At 73.5% G+C, this 17,146-nt stretch carries 13 protein-coding genes; 7 read left to right on the top strand and 6 right to left on the bottom strand.

The annotated features are described in order from the left end of the window. Window positions 1-155: 155 nt before the first annotated feature. The 5 genes from CLV40_RS19480 to CLV40_RS19460 all read right to left on the bottom strand — a co-directional run bounded on the left by CLV40_RS19480 (window position 156) and on the right by CLV40_RS19460 (window position 7,199). A complete protein-coding gene (locus CLV40_RS19480; protein ID WP_104480381.1) occupies window positions 156-980 on the bottom strand; it encodes a TetR/AcrR family transcriptional regulator in 825 nt (274 codons plus the stop codon). A gap of 517 nt (window positions 981-1,497) precedes the next feature. Beyond that, window positions 1,498-2,793, bottom strand: a complete 1,296-nt coding sequence (locus CLV40_RS40330; protein ID WP_104480380.1) for a DUF2637 domain-containing protein — start codon at window positions 2,791-2,793, stop codon at window positions 1,498-1,500. Window positions 2,794-2,962: 169 nt separating this feature from the next. Continuing rightward, window positions 2,963-3,634: a hypothetical protein gene (locus CLV40_RS19470; protein ID WP_104480379.1), complete on the bottom strand. Its 672-nt coding sequence runs from the start codon at window positions 3,632-3,634 to the stop codon at window positions 2,963-2,965. 90 nt (window positions 3,635-3,724) lie between these two features. Beyond that, the gene (locus tag CLV40_RS19465; protein WP_245931396.1) at window positions 3,725-5,827 is read right to left on the bottom strand and encodes a diguanylate cyclase; all 2,103 of its coding nucleotides are present in this window, start codon (window positions 5,825-5,827) and stop codon (window positions 3,725-3,727) included. 229 nt (window positions 5,828-6,056) lie between these two features. After that, window positions 6,057-7,199, bottom strand: coding sequence for a glycoside hydrolase family 19 protein (locus tag CLV40_RS19460; RefSeq protein WP_104480377.1), 1,143 nt, complete (start codon window positions 7,197-7,199; stop codon window positions 6,057-6,059). Window positions 7,200-7,422: 223 nt separating this feature from the next. Between CLV40_RS19460 and CLV40_RS19455 the strand changes: the two genes are divergently transcribed. Further along, a complete protein-coding gene (locus CLV40_RS19455; RefSeq protein ID WP_104480376.1) occupies window positions 7,423-8,082 on the top strand; it encodes a thiaminase II/PqqC family protein in 660 nt (219 codons plus the stop codon). Between the two features lie 64 nt (window positions 8,083-8,146). Here the strand turns inward: CLV40_RS19455 and pcaDC are convergent, their stop codons facing one another. Continuing rightward, on the bottom strand, window positions 8,147-9,562 hold the full coding sequence (gene pcaDC, locus CLV40_RS19450; protein ID WP_104480525.1) for a bifunctional 3-oxoadipate enol-lactonase/4-carboxymuconolactone decarboxylase PcaDC: 1,416 nt from the start codon (window positions 9,560-9,562) through the stop codon (window positions 8,147-8,149). Here pcaDC and CLV40_RS19445 point away from each other — a divergent pair. The 6 genes from CLV40_RS19445 (at window position 9,546) to CLV40_RS19420 (ending at window position 17,146) form a co-directional block, all read left to right on the top strand. Next, a complete protein-coding gene (locus CLV40_RS19445; protein WP_181043595.1) occupies window positions 9,546-10,649 on the top strand; it encodes a methyltransferase domain-containing protein in 1,104 nt (367 codons plus the stop codon). The genes pcaDC and CLV40_RS19445 overlap by 17 nt on opposite strands. A gap of 158 nt (window positions 10,650-10,807) precedes the next feature. Then, window positions 10,808-11,233 carry a histone-like nucleoid-structuring protein Lsr2 gene (locus CLV40_RS19440; RefSeq protein WP_104480374.1) on the top strand — a complete coding sequence of 142 codons (426 nt, stop codon included), beginning with the start codon at window positions 10,808-10,810 and terminating at the stop codon, window positions 11,231-11,233. A 308-nt stretch (window positions 11,234-11,541) separates the two neighbouring features. After that, window positions 11,542-12,831, top strand: a complete 1,290-nt coding sequence (locus CLV40_RS19435; protein ID WP_104480373.1) for a hypothetical protein — start codon at window positions 11,542-11,544, stop codon at window positions 12,829-12,831. Continuing rightward, a complete protein-coding gene (locus CLV40_RS19430) occupies window positions 12,828-13,841 on the top strand; it encodes a transporter substrate-binding domain-containing protein (protein ID WP_104480372.1) in 1,014 nt (337 codons plus the stop codon). The genes CLV40_RS19435 and CLV40_RS19430 overlap by 4 nt, the downstream gene beginning before the upstream one ends. Window positions 13,842-13,847: 6 nt before the next feature. Then, window positions 13,848-14,981, top strand: a complete 1,134-nt coding sequence (locus tag CLV40_RS19425) for a hypothetical protein (RefSeq protein WP_104480371.1) — start codon at window positions 13,848-13,850, stop codon at window positions 14,979-14,981. Beyond that, the gene (locus CLV40_RS19420; protein ID WP_219824029.1) at window positions 14,978-17,146 is read left to right on the top strand and encodes a serine/threonine-protein kinase; all 2,169 of its coding nucleotides are present in this window, start codon (window positions 14,978-14,980) and stop codon (window positions 17,144-17,146) included. Before CLV40_RS19425 ends, CLV40_RS19420 begins: the two co-directional genes overlap by 4 nt.

The following is a 17,146-nucleotide window of genomic DNA, read 5'->3' as shown; positions in this document are numbered from 1 at the left end:
GGCCGCGCAGCCCTGTTCGCCGTCGGCGTCGCCCGGCGGGCTTACCGAGTGACCACAGTGGACACCCGGTAAGCCGCTGGGCGGACACCCGGTAAGCCGCTGGGCGGACACCCGGTAAGCCCGCCGGGCGGACACCCGGCAAGCCGCTCGGGGCGCTACTCCGACTTGCGGGAGGCGACCAGTGCCTCGACACCGTCGAGGATGCGGGCGAGGCCGAACTCGAAGTTGTGCGAGGAGTCGTAGGCGGTGCCGTGCACGGCGCCCACGGCCGCGCCGACCGCCGCCGCCCTCGGGTACTGGCTCGCGTCCATCAGCGTGTTCAGCACCGGGCTGTGCGCCTGCCACCACTGCTCGTCGCTGACGCCGGTGTCGCTCTCGGTCGCCGTGGCCTCCAGCGCCCGCCGCGCCGTGGTCTCCGCGTGCCCGATCACCAGGTTCAGCACGGTGTCCATCTCGACCTCGGTCAGCCCGATGTCGGCGATCGTGCCCAGTTCCCGGTCGTACTTGGCCATCACGTTGGGGCCCAGCGGCGGTCTGCTCACGCCGACCCGCAGCATCCACGGGTGCCGGTGGTAGAGCGCCCAGTTCGCGTGGGCGACCCGGTGCAGCTCGCCCCGCCAGCCCGGTGCCGCCGCGTCGCCCGCGCCCGAACCCGCGCCGCCGGGCTCCGCGCCGTCGCCGGACTTCGCGGTCTCGGCGTAGACGGTGTCCAGCATCAGGTCTATCAGCTCGGCCTTGCCCGGCACGTAGGTGTAGAGCGACATGGTGCCGACGTTGAGCTTGTCGGCGACCCGGCGCATCGACAGGGCGATGAGGCCCTCGGTGTCGGCCACCTCTATGGCCGCGCCGACGATGCGGTCGACACTGAGATCGCGCCTGCCGTTGCGGACCGGCGCCTGGTTCTGCTTGCGCCACAGCAGCATGAGGCTGCGTGTGGGGTCACCGCCCCCGCTGTGGTCCTTCGTCGCGTCCTTTGCCATGGTGGCCCGATCCTAACTGGTCCGCTTCGCGGTGGTCGCGGACTCGCCGGCCCGGGCCACTTCGGTTCCGGTCGGGTCACCGACCGTGATCGGACGGCGCGTTCGCGTGTGGACCGTGGACCCGCCGCGGCGGCGGAGCCGCTGCCTCATCTCGTCTCGCCCCCCAGGCCGTGGCGTCGTACGGTGATCGCCACGGTTGCGGTCCGCGCGTGCGCCTTCGGGTGTTACCAGCTTGCCGGAGTCGTCGTGGTGGCGTCCGCCGGCGGGCTTGCCGGATTGTGCCGATGGGCGGCCACCGGGCAGCCCGGCCCCACCGCGGGTCGCTGAGTCCTGTGTGGACGGTGGGGTGCTCGGGGGGACCGCCCCGTGGGTCGGTCCGAGCCGCGTCGGCGCCATCGTGCTCCTCTCCGCCTCCAGGGGACACCGTACCCGACCACGTACGGCATACGACCGCCGCGTACGGGTGAGCCCGGACCACTTTCGGCCCGGGCTCGATCCAACTCCCCGCAGGGCTCGCCTAGACCGGGGTACCGCTCTGCCGCAGCTGCTCGATGCTGATCAGCTCGGCCTCACGGACCGAGTGCCCGCGCGCGTGGGTGACCCGCCACAGCGTGGTCACGCTCTGCAGCGGGTGCAGGAACCAGCCCCACGCGCCGATGACCGGCAGCGAGCGGGCGACCCGGCCCCGGGCCCGGCGCTCGCTGCGCGAGTGCCAGCCGATGTGCAGCTCGAACAGCAGGATGCCGACCGCGGCGGGCGCCGCGAACATGATCGACGCCTCGATGCCGTAGCCCTTGCCCGCAGCGTGCTCCCAGTTCAGGTACACGCTGCCCGCCAGCAGCGCCAGCAGCGCGAACCTCGGGCCCGCGCCCGAGTAGGGCGAGAGGGCGTAGCGGTGCGCCAGGCCTGCGACGATGAGCGCGGAGGCGTCGAAGACCAGCGACACCACGGCGGCCAGCGGGGTGGGGATGCTGAACGCGCGCGCGTACTCGAACAGCGACCACCAGGAGATGCCCATCGCGGCCACCAGCACCACGATCCAGGCCATGTTCGCCGACCAGGACAGCACGGTCGGCACCTGGGGCGTCAGCGGCTCGGACCGCTCCGCCTCCGGCGGCACGACCCGCTCGGCGCGCGCCTCGATGTAGGGCACGGTGTCGAGCGCGGTACCCGCGCTGGACGCGGTCGGCTGCTCGGCGACCACGACGGCGCTGGACGTGGACCCGACCTCGTCGGTGTCGGCGTCCACGACGTCGCCGTCGGTGTCGGCGTCAGTGTCGGCGTCCGGTGCGGGGTCCGCGACCAGGGTCGCGGTGGCGGCGGACTCGGTCGCCGCGGGGGTCTCGGTGGCCACGGCGCCGGAGTCGGCGGCGCTGGCGGTTCTGTCGGTGTCCACGGTGTTCGCGTCGGTGTCCGATCCGGTCGAGCTTGGCGGGGTGGGGGCGGCCGGTCCGTCGGCGGTGACCGCCGGGATGACCGCGGTGGGCGCGTCGGCGGCGGCCCGGTCGGCCGTCGCGTGGCTGTCGGTGGCGCTCTCGTGCGAGCGCAGCGCGTCGAGCTCGGCGAGCAGCTCGGGGCTCAGCGCCACCAGGTCACCGGTGTCGCCGATCTTGTTCTCGCCGCGCCAGGTGTTGATGATGCCGGTGGCGTAGGTGGCCGTGACGTGGATGCCGTAGGCGTCCAGCCATTGCTTGACCCCGAGGGTGGTCGGTGGGTCGACGTTCTCGCACGCGTAGCGGATCTTGTCCGCCAGGGTGGCCAGCGCGGTCAGCGCCTCCGTGTGCGTGGGGTCGGTGTCGATCTTCGGACTCACCTGCGCGGTCCTCCTCGGGCTGGCAGCGGATGACGCGGTCGATCTCGAGCCGTGGGTGGTTGCACTTTGTCGGACGCGCTGCGCGAGCGTCCACCCGGGGGTCCCCCAGCGCGACCGCAGATCAACGATCTTGACACAGTCGTGCCCCGGCTGTTACCTGGACCCCTGCCTAGACCCCCTGTTCCGCCCCGGTGCGGTCCATAGTGGACCGCTGGGCGGTGGTGACCACGACCACCACCACGACCACCACCACGAGCAGCAGGGACAGCGCGGGCACCGGCACCCCGACGACCCACGACACGACGATGTCCGCCCCCGGCGCGAGCACCGCGGCGGCGAACACCCACGCGGGCGCGGTGCCCGGTTTGACCCGCCCCGCCCACGGCGTCCGCCCGCCCGCCTTGGCCACCGACAGCCACACCTGCGCGGCGATGGCCGCCACCATCGCCGCCGACCCGACGACCAGGGCACCGGACACCCGATCATCGGCTGCCGCCTGCCGCAGCGCGGAGGACAGCACGGCGATGCCGAGCCCGATGAGGACCAGCGTCAGCCCGAACTTGATCGTGACCCACCAGTGCCGGAAGAACCCCCACGAGGTCGCCCCCGCCAGCGCGATCCCGGTAGCCGCCGCCGCGTTGGCGAACGGCGCGAGCAGGACCCCATCGATCAGGTGCGCCACCTCCAGCAGCGCGTGCCGCCGCCCCGGGACGGCGCTGGCGCGACCGGCGAGCATGAGCGCCACCAGGGTGAGCGCCTGCGCCATCCACCCGACGGACGTGATGACGTGCAACCAGACGGTCAACCGCCGCCAGCGAACCACGGAACCCTTGGCGTTCATGGCCCCGACCGTCCCGCGCGCACCCGCGCGACCGCATCGTGCGCATTCCCGATGCCCGCCCCGGGAACCACCCCTAGGGGTGGCCCGGCGTCACGGTGTGGCGGGCAGGATCCCGGTCGGGTGCACGACCCGGAGTTCGCCGATGAGGCCGCGCGAATGCAGGCTCAGGAACAACTCCACCGCGTCCGGGCAGAACTGCGAACCCCGGCCCCGTATCACCTCGGCCACAGCCTGTTCTTCGGACAACCCGCGCTGGTACGCGCGGTCCGAGCGCATGGCGGCCCACGAGTCGCACACCGCCAGCAGCCGCGACTCCACCCGGATGTCGTTGCCGCCCAACCCATCCGGGTAGCCGCCGCCGTCCCAGCGCTCGTGGTGCTGGCGGATGACGGTGGCGACCGTCGAGTAGCCGGGCACCACCGACACCATCCGGGACCCGTGGTCCGGGTGGGCCCGCATCAGCTCCCACTCCCGCGGCGTCAGCGGACCCGGCTTGGCCAGGACCTCCCTGGGCACCACGATCTTCCCGATGTCGTGCAGCCGACCGGCCAGCTCCGCGGTGCGCACCCGGTCGGCGTCCAGCCCGGCCTCGACCGCCAGCAGCCGCACCCAGCGGGCGACCGCGCGGCTGTGCTCGTGGCTGGACAACCGGCTGTCGACCTCGTCCGCCGCCTGCTGCAGGTACTCCACGCCGGAGGGCACGCGCGGCGCGGCGGCCGCCCGGGTGGGTCCCACGACGACCCGGTCGCGGCCCGCCTCCTTCGCCGCGTACAGGGCCCGGTCCGCGATCGACACCAGGTCGTCCGGGTTGTCGTCGTGGGTCGGGAACACCGACGTGCCCACCGACACCGTCACCGACGCCCACCGACCGCCCGGCAGCTCGATCGGCTGACCGGCGACCCGCTCCCGCAGCCGGTCGGCGATCAGCGGCAGGGTGGCCGCGGTGGCGCCCGGCAGGATCACGGCGAACTCCTCGCCGCCGAAGCGGGCCAGCACCTCCCCGGCGCGGACCGCGTCGCGCAGCCTGCTCGCGATCTCCACCAGCACCTGGTCCCCGGCGGGGTGCCCGTGCCGGTCGTTGATGGTCTTGAAGTGGTCGACGTCGGCGATCAGCACCGCGACCGTCGTCCCGGCGCGCCGCGCCCTGGCGATCTCCAGTGGCAGCTGTGCCTCGAAGAACCGGCGGGTGTGCAGGCCGGTCAGCGCGTCGGTGATGGCGAGCCTGCGCTGGTCGGACACCAGCGCCGCCAACCGGGCGATGGTCAGCCCGAACAGCACCGCGCACGCCCCGGCGACCACCGGCACGTCCCGCACGGTGCCCTCGGCCCACTGCACGACCAGCACGACCGGCGCGATCAGCGCCGCCGCGGACAGCCCGGCGATGCGCACGGGGCTCAGCGGCGCGTCCGGCACCGGTGACGGCTCGGCCAGCCGCGCCATGGTCGGGTGCAGCGCGCTCGCGCCCAGCGCCAGGTTGCCCGCCAGCCAGATCGCGTCCAGGAAGTTGCCCGCCTGGAAGGTGCCGTTGAGCTGCTGGAGCACGTAGATGGTGTCCGCGGTCATGATCGCCGCGAGCCAGCCGATGAACGGGAAGAACGCCCGCGGCCGCGCGCCGGAGCCCAGCACCAGACCCAGCGCCACGGTCAGCAGCGCCAGGTCCATGACCGGGTAGCCCAGCGACGCCAGCTCCACCAGCAGCGGCGAGCCCTTGCGGGTCTGCGGGCCGATCACGTACAGCCACGACAGCATCGCCGCGACGACGGCCAGGGTGGCCGCGTCCAGCAGGCCGGACAGGTCGTGGCCGGGGGTGCGGCGGCGGATCAGCATCACGATGCCCGCCACCGCCAGCGGGTAGTGCGCCAGGTAGAACGGGTCGGCCAGCGACGGGTACGCGGTGACGTCGAAGACGTAGTGCGAGATGTAGAAGATCGCGTCGGCGAGCGCGTAGACCAGCTGGCTCGCCGCGATCATCACCCACGGCAGCCGCGGCTGCGGGCGGTTGCGCACCACGCCGTAGCAGACCGCCACCGCCGCCGAGGCGCTGACCAGGCAGTACAGCACGACGCGCAGCGGGAACCCGCCCGCGGTCACCGGTGCCAGGTAGTAGAGGACGACCAGCGCGGCGCCCGCCGCCAGGTACGCGGGCCACATCCAGCGCGGGGCGGGATTCCCCGGCTCGACCGGCTCAGCCATCCCCGCTCCCCACCCCGGATCCGGTGCGCGCCGTCTCCGCCCGTAGTCGATCCCGGGCGCGGGATCCGGTTGCGGAGCGCCGATATCGGGCGCATGCGGCGAAGTCGACCACCCGGACAGAGTGGCATAGCGGGATTCCGACCGGGGCGCAGGCTGTTGTCGTTGGGCCATTCGGGTACCGGTCGGGGGCGCGGCGTGTGCCGCGCCCCCGACCGGCCTCCTGAGCTGGTCAGCAGCTCAGGTTGTTGCCGGGCGTGGTGCCCAGCACCTGGGTGAACTTCTGGTAGGCGTTGATCCGGCTCTGCACCTGCGCCGGGTTGCCGCCGTTGCACTCGAGGGCGCCGTTGATGCTGCGGATCGTCTCGCCGAAGCCGCGGCTGTTGACCATCGCGTCGTGCGGGGTCATGGTGCCGGGGCCCTTCTGCGTGTTCCAGTACCAGAGCGCGGTCTTCCACGCCACGGCCGGGTCCTGCTCGACCAGGAACGGGTTGCGCAGCAGGTCGATGCCCAGCGCGTCACCGGCGGCCTTGTAGTTGAAGTTCCAGCTCAACTGGATCGGTCCGCGGCCGTAGTACGCGGACTGGCCCGCCGGGCAGCCGTAGGACTGGGTGGCGTCGCAGTAGTGCGGGTAGTTGGCCTCGTTGATCTCCTTGATGTAGACCAAGCCGCCGGTCTCGTGGTTGACGTTGGCCAGGAACGCCGCCGCCTCCTGCCGCTTCACGGTGTCCGTGCCGGTGTTGGCGAAGCCGGGGTAGGCCGCGAGCGCGTCGGTGAGGCCCTTGTAGGTGTAGAAGGCGTTCCGGCTGGGGAACATCTGGTTGAACTGGGCCTCGGACACCACGAACCCGGTGTTCGGGATGGAGGTGGGCGGGGTCGAGGTGGTGCTGGTGGGCGGGGTGTCGCCGCAGGTGTACGGGTCCCAGTACCAGGTGCTCACGACGGGGCTGTAGCCCGGGTTGTCGTGCTCGGCGATGTAGAACTTGCCGTCGGTGAACTTGACGATGTCACCGGTGACGTAGTTCTTGCCCTGGACCCAGGCCGCGTAGTTGCAGCCGCCCGGGGGGAGGGTGGTGGTGGGCGGGGTGGTCGTCGTCGGGCGGGTCGTGGTGGTGGTCGGCGGGGTGCCGCCGCCGCAGGCGCCCTGGTCGGTCCAGACCTGGGCGCCGCCCGGGGTCTCGCCCTGGGTCCACCACTTGGCCTGCCAGTTCTTGCCGTTGTACGAGGCGGTCTTGCCGCCGGTGTATACCGTGGCACTGGCCCACGGCGCGGCGCAGTCGGCCGCGGCCTCGGCGGTCACGGAGGGCAGGACGAACGCCAGCCCGGCCGCGGCCGCCGCAGCGGCGACCGCCGCCACGATGCGGTTCCTCGACACGTGATCACTCCTTCGGTGCCGACCGGGGGACGAGGTCGGCGTGCAGGGGTCGCGCGGAACCCGGGACACCCGGGAACGCGTGTGAAAATCACCTAAGCCGATGGGCCAACCGGCGTCAAGGTCTAGACCACTGCCCGCCGGTGGGCGGTCCGGGCGCGCGCCCGCCGACTGGAGATGATCTACGCTGACCGCCGGGTCCGCCTGGCGTCCAAGGAGGAACGTGATGGCCGAATCGGCCAAGGAACTGCTGGACCGGGTGCAGCGCGAACTGCTCCCCGGCGAACACGACAACCGACTCGTACCCCTGGTGGCCTGCGGGGAGGCCCCGCTGGCCGTGCTCGGCGCGCTGGCCGCCGAGCAGCACCGCATCATCGCCAGCGACTGGCGCACCTTCCTGACCCTGGCCGCGCAGGCCGTCGACCCCGCCGCCCGGGAGGTCTTCACCTCGCTGGGCACCGGCGAGGGCTTGGCCCTGGCCAAACTGGGCGACTTCGCCAAGGCCTGCGGCCTGAGCGAGGACGACATCCGCGCCTACCGCCCCCAGCCGGGCTGCCAGGCCTACCCCGCCTACCTGGCCTGGCTCGCCCTCAACGGCAACCCCCGCGACGCCCTCCTGGCGATCCTCGCCAACTTCGCCGCCTGGGGCGGCTACTGCGCCACCATCTCGGCGGGCCTGCGCGAGCACTACGGCTTCGACGAGGTGGGCACGGGCTTCTTCGACTTCTTCGCCACCCCGGTCCCGGAGTTGGAAGAGCTGTACGTGGTCGCGCTCCAACAGGCCCTCGACGCCGGCTGGACCCCGGAAACGTCAATCGGCTACGGGCGGTTGTTGCAGGGGTACGAGCTGATGTTCTGGAACACACTCGCCGACCTGGCCGTCTGAACGGCCCCTCCGACAAGCACTTCCCGGGACGCGGCCGTACCATCCGGCCGCGTCCTTTGTGGATCTAGGCGTCGTCCTCGTCGAAAACCCGTTGCGCGGCAGCGAAAGCGGCGTTGGCCGCCGGGACGCCCACATAGGCTCCCGTGTGCAGCAACACCTCCGCGATCTCCTCCCGGCTCAACCCGTGCCGCAGCGCGGCCCGCACGTGCATCGTCAATTCATCGTGCGCGCGCAGCGAAGTCAGCACCGCCAACGTGATCGCGCTACGAGTGCGGCGGTCCAGGCCGGGTCGAGTCCACACCGAACCCCACACCGAGTCCGTGATGTACTCCTGGAACGGCCGGTTGAACTCCGTCACCCGCGTCCGATCCACGTGCACATCCCCCAACACCGACCGCCGCATCGCGTCGCCGGTGGCCGGGGGTAGCCCCGACAGGATCAGCCGGGTGAACTCCTCGGGCTTCTCCAGCACCCCCAGGTGCGCGGCCCCCTGGACCACCGCCTGCCGCGCCCCCGGGATCGCCGCCGCGATCCGCGCGCCCTGCTCCGGCGGGGTCGCCGGGTCCTGCGCCCCCGACACCACCAGCGTCGGCGCCGCGATCCGCCCCAGTCCGCCGACCAGGTCCATCGACCCGATCGCCTCGCAGCACCCCGCGTACCCCTCCGCGGGCACCCGCAGCAGCATCTCCCGCAGTGCGCTGTCGTCGCCGTAGCCCGCCGTCACCCACCGCCCCATCGTCTGGTCGACGACCGACGCCATGCCCTCCGCGCGCACCAGGTCGGCGCGGGTCTGCCAGTTCGCCGACGGGCCCAGGTCCGCGGACGTGCAGCACAGCACCAGGTTCTGCACGCGCTCCGGGGCGTGGGTGCCGAGCCACATGCCGACCATCCCGCCGAGGGACACCCCGACCACCGACGCCGTGCGCACCCCGAGGTGGTCGAGCAGCGCGAGCACGTCCCCCGCGATGTCCGCGAGCCGGTAGGGGCCGGGGGGCACCGGGGAGGAGCCGTGGCCGCGGTGGTCGTAGCGGATCACCCGGTACCCGGCGTCAACCAGCGGGTCGACCTGCGCGTCCCACAGCGAGAGGTCGGTCCCCACAGACCCCGCCAGCACGACCGCCACCGGCCCGCGCCCCCGCACCTCGTGGTTGACGATCACCCGTTGCCTCCCGATCGGTCCCGCCCCGACCGCGGCGGCCGGTGCACCATCCTCACCCGCCGGGGCGGCCGCGGCGCGCCCGCCGGGACGTGATCCTGCTGACGCCGTGCGCCCCAGCCGCCGCGTCCGATCGGCCGGGGGAGTGGACCGGTCGGGTGCTCCTATCGGGTGGTGTCGCGCAGCGTGGTGACACGATGCCGGTACGTACGCGATACGGATGCCAAGGCGTAGCTCACCCGTGGGGCGAACGGGGGCGACCGGTGTACGGACCCCTTGTCCCGCAATGGTTTTCGAGGGGGTCGTTGTGCGTACCTGTCTCATCGAAATGCTGGTCTGCCCGTCGTGCGGGGGAAAGTTGCGGCTGACCCGCGACGACGTGCCCGCTGAGGTCACCTCCGGGGCGCTGCTGTGTGTGGATTGCGCGCTGGAGTACCCGATCGCCGACGGGGTGCCGCAGCTGCTCTCGGCGCGGGAGCGCGAGAGCCACGTCGCGGCCAGCTTCGGCTTCGAGTGGCAGACCTTCCACGACGGCGGCTTCGAGTCCGACACCGTCTTCGGCCGCACCATCGACGAGGACGTGGCCCAGTTCCACGACGTCTTCGGTGTCCGGCCGGAGACCAACCGGTCCACCGGGGCCGCCGCCAAGCCGGTCGGCGAGGCCGCGGGCAAGGCGGTCGGCGGGGCGGCCGCCAAGACCGCCACGCTGCCCCCCGACCCGCTCGCGGGCCTGGTCGTCGCCGACATCGGCTGCGGCAGCGGCAAGCTCACCGTGGAACTCGCCCGCCGCCACCCCGGCACCACCTTCCTGGCCGTGGACGTCAACCCGGCCATCGCCGAGGTCGCCCGCGCCGCCCGGGACCTGCCGAACCTGCACGTGGTCCGGGCCAGCGTGTTCGCCCTGCCGGTGCGGGAGCAGAGCGTCGACCGGTTGTGGTGCAACGGGGTCATCCACCACACCGGCGCCACCGAGATCGCCTTCGCCGCGCTGACCAGGCTGGTCCGCACGGGCGGCGAGCTGTTCGTCTGGGTGTACCAGCGCAAGCTGAGCCCGCTGGTGCTGGTGCGCGACCTGCTGCGGCCCCTCGGCCTGCACCGCTGGTCGCACCGCACGGTGTACCGGGTGTGCCGGGCGCTGTCGTTCCCGACCCTGGTCGGGGTCCGCGCGCTCAACGCGGTCGCGGCCCTGCCGGGGGTGCGCGGGCTCGCCGCCCGCAGCACCCACGCGCGCATCCTCACCCGCCGCCGCGCCTACGACGAGCTCACCCTGACCTGGTTCGACGTGCTCTCCCCCCGTCACCGCGACACCTACACCACCGCGGAGGTGGAGCGCTGGTTCGAGCACAGCGGGTTCGAGCCGGTGCGGCGGTACTGGTGGCCGGTGGGCGTGACGGGCAGGCGCTCGGCCTGACCCGGGTCCACATCGGAGCCGATTCGCCGCGGTCGCCGCGGCGTTCTTTTTCGGATCCGCTGTGGACACGTGGCCGGGTCGCTCCGCGCGCGGTGCTTCGGGCTGCTAACTTCCACGCCAACCAGCAAACAGCAACCCGTTGTGCAATGAGGTGCCGCATGGCTCAGAAGACCATCGTCCAGCTCTACGACGACCTCGACGGTTCCACCAGCGATGACATCCGCTCGGTCGAGTTCAGCCTGGACGGCGTGCAGTACGAGATCGACCTGACCGAGACCAACGCCCAGCGGTTGCGCGACGAGCTGGCCGATTTCGTGGCCGCCGCGCGGCGCACCGGCGGCCGGATCAAGCGGCCCGTGCTCCCGGCGGGTGCCCGGCCGGAGGGCCGCAGCAAGGAGCAGACCAAGGCGATCCGGGACTGGGCGCGGCGCAACGGCCACGACATCTCCGAGCGCGGCCGGATCCCCTCGGCCGTGGTCGAGGCGTTCGAGGCCGCGCACGCCGTGCCGGAGCCCGAGCCGGAGCCCGCCCCGGCCAAGCCGCGGCGCGCCCCGAAGGTGAAGAAAGCCAGCTTCTCGGGCTGAGCTCGCGCACTACCCGGCGAACGGCCGGTTCCACTTCCGCCCACCGGGCGCGGGCGGGACCGGCCGTTCGGCCGTTCGCCGGACAATTCCGCGAGAATGTCGATCAACCCCGTCCGTGCCCCGGTCGTCCTTTCGGCGCGGCCCGTCCGCTATTTGCAGAGGCCAATAGCGGGAAATCGCCTTTTCCGCCGAAGCGTCCGAAAGGGTGATCACCGGCGTGTTCGGATAACACCGTCGCCGTGACCGAGCGATCACCCGGGGCGAGGGTGGTCGCCCGGGAACCCGGGCGGGAGGGGAGACGAACGCGCGTGTCGTCGTGGCGGTCCGCGGTCGCCGCCCACTTCCGGCGGACCGAGGGCAAACTGACCCTGGTGGTGGTGGGCGTGCTGGTCTGCGCCGTGGTCGCGGGCCTGACCGGGGCGCTGAGCGCCCACGACCGCGCCGACCTGCTCGACGACATGGCCTACCGGCGCGGCGGCCTCAACACCGCGGCGGGCGAGGTCTACCGGGCGCTGGCCGACGCCGACGCCACCGCGTTCTCCGTCGTGCTGGTCACCGGCGAGCGGGTCGCGGTGCAGCGGCAGGCCTTCCGCGACGACGTCGTCGCCGCCACCGCCGCGCTGGACTACGCGGCCAAGGTCGTCCCCGAGGTGACCCCGGTGACCCGGCTCAACCAGCTGACCAGCCAGGGTTTCCGCGGTCAGCTCGCGACCGCGGCGCTCACCCCGTCCGAGGCGCTGGCGGTGCTGTCGAGCCTGCTGCCGATCTACACCGGCATGGTCGAGTCCGGGTGGGTCTACACCAGTCGCGTCGACCCCGTCGGCACGTCGTACCTCAACGAGGCGTCGCTGATGGTGCGCGGCACCATGCTGGAGATCGCCAAGCGGCTGCGCGACGCCGAACCGCCGTCGGGGGTCAACGACTTCCCGTGGTTCGCCACCACCGTCGGCCTGCTGGTGCTGGCCGTGCTGCTGTGGTGCCAGCGGTTCCTGGCCCGCCGCACCCGCAGGCGGTTCAACGCGGGCATGGTCGCGGCCACCGCGCTCACCGCCGTCGCCTTCGGCTGGCTGCTCATCGCCTCGACCGTGGCCGCCGCGCACGCCACGGCCAGCGCGCAGCGGTCGGCGCGGCTGCTCGAACCGCTCACCGAGGTCCGCGCGGAGGCCCGCGGCCTCGACGGCGACGAGGCCCGCGCGCTGATCTTCCCGTTGATCGGGGACACGGTGACGCTGACCGCCAAGCTCGACGCCATCGACAACAAGCTCAACCAGGTGCGCGGCGGCGACCTCGACGCGGGCACCGCCCGCACCCTGGAGGGCGCCGCGCGCACCGTGACCGACTGGCGCCGCTCGATCGAGCGCGACTTCTCCCCCGACCGGCCCGGCTACGGCGAGATCGCCGCCGACATCACCGCGCACGAGGAGCTCAAGGAGACCCTGGACGCGGTCATCGCGCAGGCGGGCGCCGACGTCGACGGGTCCATCCTGGACGCCCGCACCGCGGTGTCCGGCACCGGCGCCGGGGTCGTCGTGCTGATGGCCCTGGCCGCGCTGGCCGGGGTGGCGGGCCTGTGGCCCCGGATCGCGGAGTACCGGTGACGGCCGCGCGCCGACTGGCGGCGCTGCTGTGCGCGCTCGCCGCGAGCGCTTGCGCCGTGGCGCCGAGGGCCGCGCTGCCCCGGCCGACCGCGCCGGAACCGCAGATGCCGACGCTCACCTCGGCGGCCCCCGCGCCCGCCCCGGAGCCCTGCCGCGGCACGACCAAGACCATCCGCCCGACCGGCACCGAGCTGACCGGGATCCCGAGCGGCACCACCGTCGCCGAGATCCGCGCCCGCGGGCTGCGGGTCGGGGTCAGCCAGACCGCGGGCAGGCTCAGCTCGCGCAACCTGCAGACCGGCGAGGTGTCCGGGCTGGAGGCCGACATCGCCTTCGAGATCGCCCGCGCGATCTGGCCCGACCGCGACCCCGGCCAGGTCCGGGCGCAGATCCAGTACATCGCCATGCCCACCAGGGACCGGTTCATCGCGCTGGACACCGACGAGAACCACCGGGCGCCGTCCGCGACCACCGTGGCCACCGTGGACATGATCGTCGCCGACGCCAGCGTCACCTGCCAGCGCGTGGACACCTACGGCGCCCGGTTCTCCGTGCCGTACCTGGAAACCCGGCAGGGCCTGCTCACCTGGCGCGGCACCGACGGCGTGTGGGACCCGCGCCAGGGCGTGGCGGGCAAGCGGGTCTGCTCCGGCGCGGGCACGATCAACATCGACCGGATCACCCAGCGCGGCGGCATCGCCGTACCCGCCGTGGACACCACCGACTGCCTGGTCCAGTTGCAGCGCCACCAGGTCGAGGCGGTGTCCACCGACGACGTGATCCTCGAGGGCTTCCACGACCAGGACCCGAACACCGAGATCTTCCCCGGGTTCGTCGACGACGTCGACGTGGCCGCCGTCGCCGTCGCCCGACAGGACGAGGACCTGCTGCGCGTGGTCAACGCCGTGCTGGAGCGGATGCGCCGCGGCGAGATGGACGCCCTGTACCGCAAGTGGTTCGGGCAGGCGACCACGCGGCGGATGCCGCCCGCCGACTACGAGGGTGGGTGATCGGCCGTGCGGTCGCTCACCCCACCGGACCCGGCGCGGTCCAGGGCCGTGCTGGTCGGCGTCGGCCGGTACGCGACCCTGCCGCCGCTGCCCGCCGCCACGGCTCGCCTGGCCGCGTTGCGCGCCGTGGTCACCTCGCCGGACGGCCTCGGTGTCGCGGGCTGCGAGGTGCTGACCGACCCGTCTTCGGCCGCGCAGGTCGTCCACGCCGTCGACGAGGCCGCCACCGCGGCCGAGGACCTGTTGCTCGTGCACTACGCGGGCCGCGTGCTGTGCGCGGACGACGGCGGCGAGCCCTACCTGGCCACGGCAGGCACCGACGCGCGGTACGTGTCGTCGACCGCGTTGCCGTGCGCCGAACTCCGCCGGGTGCTGCGCCGCGGCCAGGCCGCGACCCGCGTGCTGCTCGTCGACGGCCTGCCGGGCCACCTGGTCGGCGCCGGGCTCGACGTCGACGGCGCGTTCGTGCTCATCGCGCCCGGGCACACCCCGGCGCTGGTGGCCGCCCTGCGCGACGGCCTGCCCGGCCGGGGACCGGTGCTCACCCTGGCGGACCTGGCCGAGGTCGTGGCGGGGTCGGCAGGCGCGACGGTCCGCGACGGCGGCATCGCGACCGCGCCGCTGCTGCGCAACCAGGCCGAGCGGGTGCTGGACCTGCGGTCGCGGCTGGCCAAGGCGGACGCCTGGCTGGCCATGGTCGCCGAGGACGAGGCGACGACCGCACGGTCGGTCGCCGACGTCCGGATCCGGGTCGCGGGGTCGGACGGGTTGGTCGTGCCCGGGTTCGCCGACGACCTGCGACGGCGGCTCGCGGCGCTGGGGGAGCGGACCGTCGCCGGGCAGTGGACGGCCGTGGCCGAGGAACTGGCGGTGATCGACCAGGACGCCAACGCGGCCGTGGAGGCACTCGGCGCGTTGCGCGCGGAGGCGGCCCGGCTGTTGGAGCAGCGCGCCGAACTCCGCGGTCGGCTCGACGCGTACCAGGCGATGGCGGTGCGCCTCGGGGTGGCCGAGGACCCCGACGCGGTCGCGTGCCACCGGCGCGCGCACGGGCTGCTGTGGACGGCGCCGAGCGACCTGGCCGCGGCGGCGTCGGCGGTCGAGGCCTACCAGGACGCGGTGCGGCGGAGGCGCGGATGACGGCGTGCGTGCGGGACGGGTGCGACGGGACCTACCTGCCGGACGGGTCCTGCGACGAGTGCGGCTTCTTCGCCCCGACCGCGTCCGAGGCGACACCGCCCGCGGCACCGCCCGCCTCCGCGCGGACCGAGCCCATGCCATCGGGGCGTTCCACCGGCAACCGGACGCGGGCCGCGCGCACCGTGGTCGACCGGGTCACGCTCCCGCCGATCGCCGTGCCGAACCCGGCCGCCGCGGTGCTCACCGACCCCAAGGTCCCATACCACCGCAGGAAGTGCCCGAACTGCGGTGAGCCGGTCGGGCAGCCGCGCGGCGACCGGCCCGGGCTCGACAGCGGGTTCTGCCCGCGCGACCGCACGCCGTTCTCCTACGTCCCCGCGCTGGCCCGGCACGCCTACGTCGAGCGCTACGAGGTGTTCGGCTGCCTCACCTACGGCGGGCTCGGCTGGATCTACCTGGCCCGCGACTCGCACCTGGGCGACGACCGCACCGAGCGCTGGGTAGTCCTCAAAGGACTGATCAACTCGCACGACCCGGACGCGGTGGCGGCGGCCACCAGGGAACGGCAGTACCTGGTCACCGTCGACCACCCGAACGTCGTCCAGATCTCCGACTTCGTCGAGCACACCGACCCGCGCACCGGGGTCGTGGCGGGCTACATCGTCATGGAGTACCTGCCGGGCCGGACCCTGCACCAGGTGCTGGTCGACCCGGCCGAGCCGGAACCGCTGCCGGTACCGGTCGTGCTGCGCTACGCCGACGACCTGCTCGACGCGCTCGGCTACCTGCACCGCCGCGACCTGGTGTACTGCGACCTCAAGCAGCACAACGTGATGCAGGTCGAGCAGCGGGTCAAGCTGATCGACCTCGGCGCCGTCATGCGGGCCGACAGCGACACCGCCTCCTACGGCACGGTCGGGTTCATGGCGCCCGAGGTGGAGACCGGCGAGCACCAGCCGACCCCGCACTCCGACCTCTACACCCTCGGCCGCACCATGGCCGCGCTGACGTTCCCGTTCCTCGGCTTCTCCGACGCCTACCGGCACCGCCTGCCCGCCGACATCCCGTACCTGGCAGGCGAGGAGTCGTTCGTCCGGCTGCTGCGCCGCGCGGCCAACCCGAACCCGCGCGCCCGCTTCACCGCGGCGGAGGACATGCGCGACCAGGTCGTCGGCGTGCTCGCGGAGACGCTGTCGCGCGCCGACGCCGAGCCGTACGGGGTGAACTCGGCGCTGTTCACCCGTGAGCGCCGGGTGTTCGGCACGGGCGCGGGCGTGGTGCGCGCGGTGGCGGCGGAAGCGGTCGAGTGGCGGGAGGTGCCCGCCTGCCTGCCCAGCCCCCTGGTGGACCCGGCCGACCCGGCGGCGGGGTTCCTCGCGACCCTCGCGGGCGTCGCCCCGGACCGGTTGGTCGAGACCCTGCTGGGCGCCGGGGAACGCACCCCGGAACTGTTGCTGCGCCTGGCGGAGGCGCACGTGCTGGCCGGCGAGCCCGGGGCGGCGCGCGCGGTGTTGGCCGAGTTCGCCGAGGCGCTGCCCGACGACTGGCGCACCGACTGGTACCTCGGGCTGGCCGCCATCGCCGACGACCCCGCGGCCGCCGCGGACCGCTTCGACGCGGTCTACTCGGCGCTGCCCGGCGAACCCGCCGCGAAACTGGCGCTGGCCGCCGCGGTGGAGCGGACCGGCGACCCGGCCCGCGCGCGAGCCCTCTACGCCCGGGTCTGGGACACCGACCGCACCTACGTCAGCGCCGCGTTCGGCCTGGCCCGCGCCCACGCCGCCCAGGACGACCACCGGGCCGCGGTCGCCGTGCTCGACCAGGTCCCGGACAGCTCCAACCACCACACCGCCGCCCAGGTCGCCGCCATCCGCGCCCTGGTCCGCGCGGACCTGCTCCCGGACGCCGCCACCCGGCTCGACGCGCTCACCCTCGACGCCGAGCGCACCGCCCGGCTCAACATCGAGGTGCACGGCGCCGCGCTCGCCGCCCGCGCCGACCACCCGACCGACCACCGGGGCGCGGCCGAGGAGGAAGCGGAGACCGCCCTGCGCCGCCGCCTCGAACAGGCCTACCGCGCGCTCGCCAAGCTCACCCCCGACCGCGACACCCGCTCCGCCCTGGTGGACCGGGCCAACGAGGTCCGGCCGTGGACCCTGGTGTGA

It is taken from the genome of Actinokineospora auranticolor (assembly GCF_002934265.1).
Taxonomy (GTDB): Bacteria; Actinomycetota; Actinomycetes; order Mycobacteriales; family Pseudonocardiaceae; genus Actinokineospora; species Actinokineospora auranticolor.
The sequence above is the reverse complement of the archived record's forward strand: the minus strand, read 5'-3'. Positions and strand labels throughout refer to the sequence as shown.

Bases quoted from the DNA above. Each gene is read 5' to 3' on its own strand.
- CLV40_RS19465 (WP_245931396.1), bottom strand. From the start codon at position 5,827: ATGGCTGAGCCGGTCGAGCCGGGGAATCCCGCCCCGCGCTGGATGTGG.
- CLV40_RS19440 (WP_104480374.1), top strand. From the start codon at position 10,808: ATGGCTCAGAAGACCATCGTCCAGCTCTACGACGACCTCGACGGTTCC.
- pcaDC (WP_104480525.1), bottom strand. From the start codon at position 9,562: ATGAGACAGGTACGCACAACGACCCCCTCGAAAACCATTGCGGGACAA.
- CLV40_RS19455 (WP_104480376.1), top strand. From the start codon at position 7,423: ATGGCCGAATCGGCCAAGGAACTGCTGGACCGGGTGCAGCGCGAACTG.
- CLV40_RS19480 (WP_104480381.1), bottom strand. From the start codon at position 980: ATGGCAAAGGACGCGACGAAGGACCACAGCGGGGGCGGTGACCCCACA.
- CLV40_RS19420 (WP_219824029.1), top strand. From the start codon at position 14,978: ATGACGGCGTGCGTGCGGGACGGGTGCGACGGGACCTACCTGCCGGAC.
- CLV40_RS19470 (WP_104480379.1), bottom strand. From the start codon at position 3,634: ATGAACGCCAAGGGTTCCGTGGTTCGCTGGCGGCGGTTGACCGTCTGG.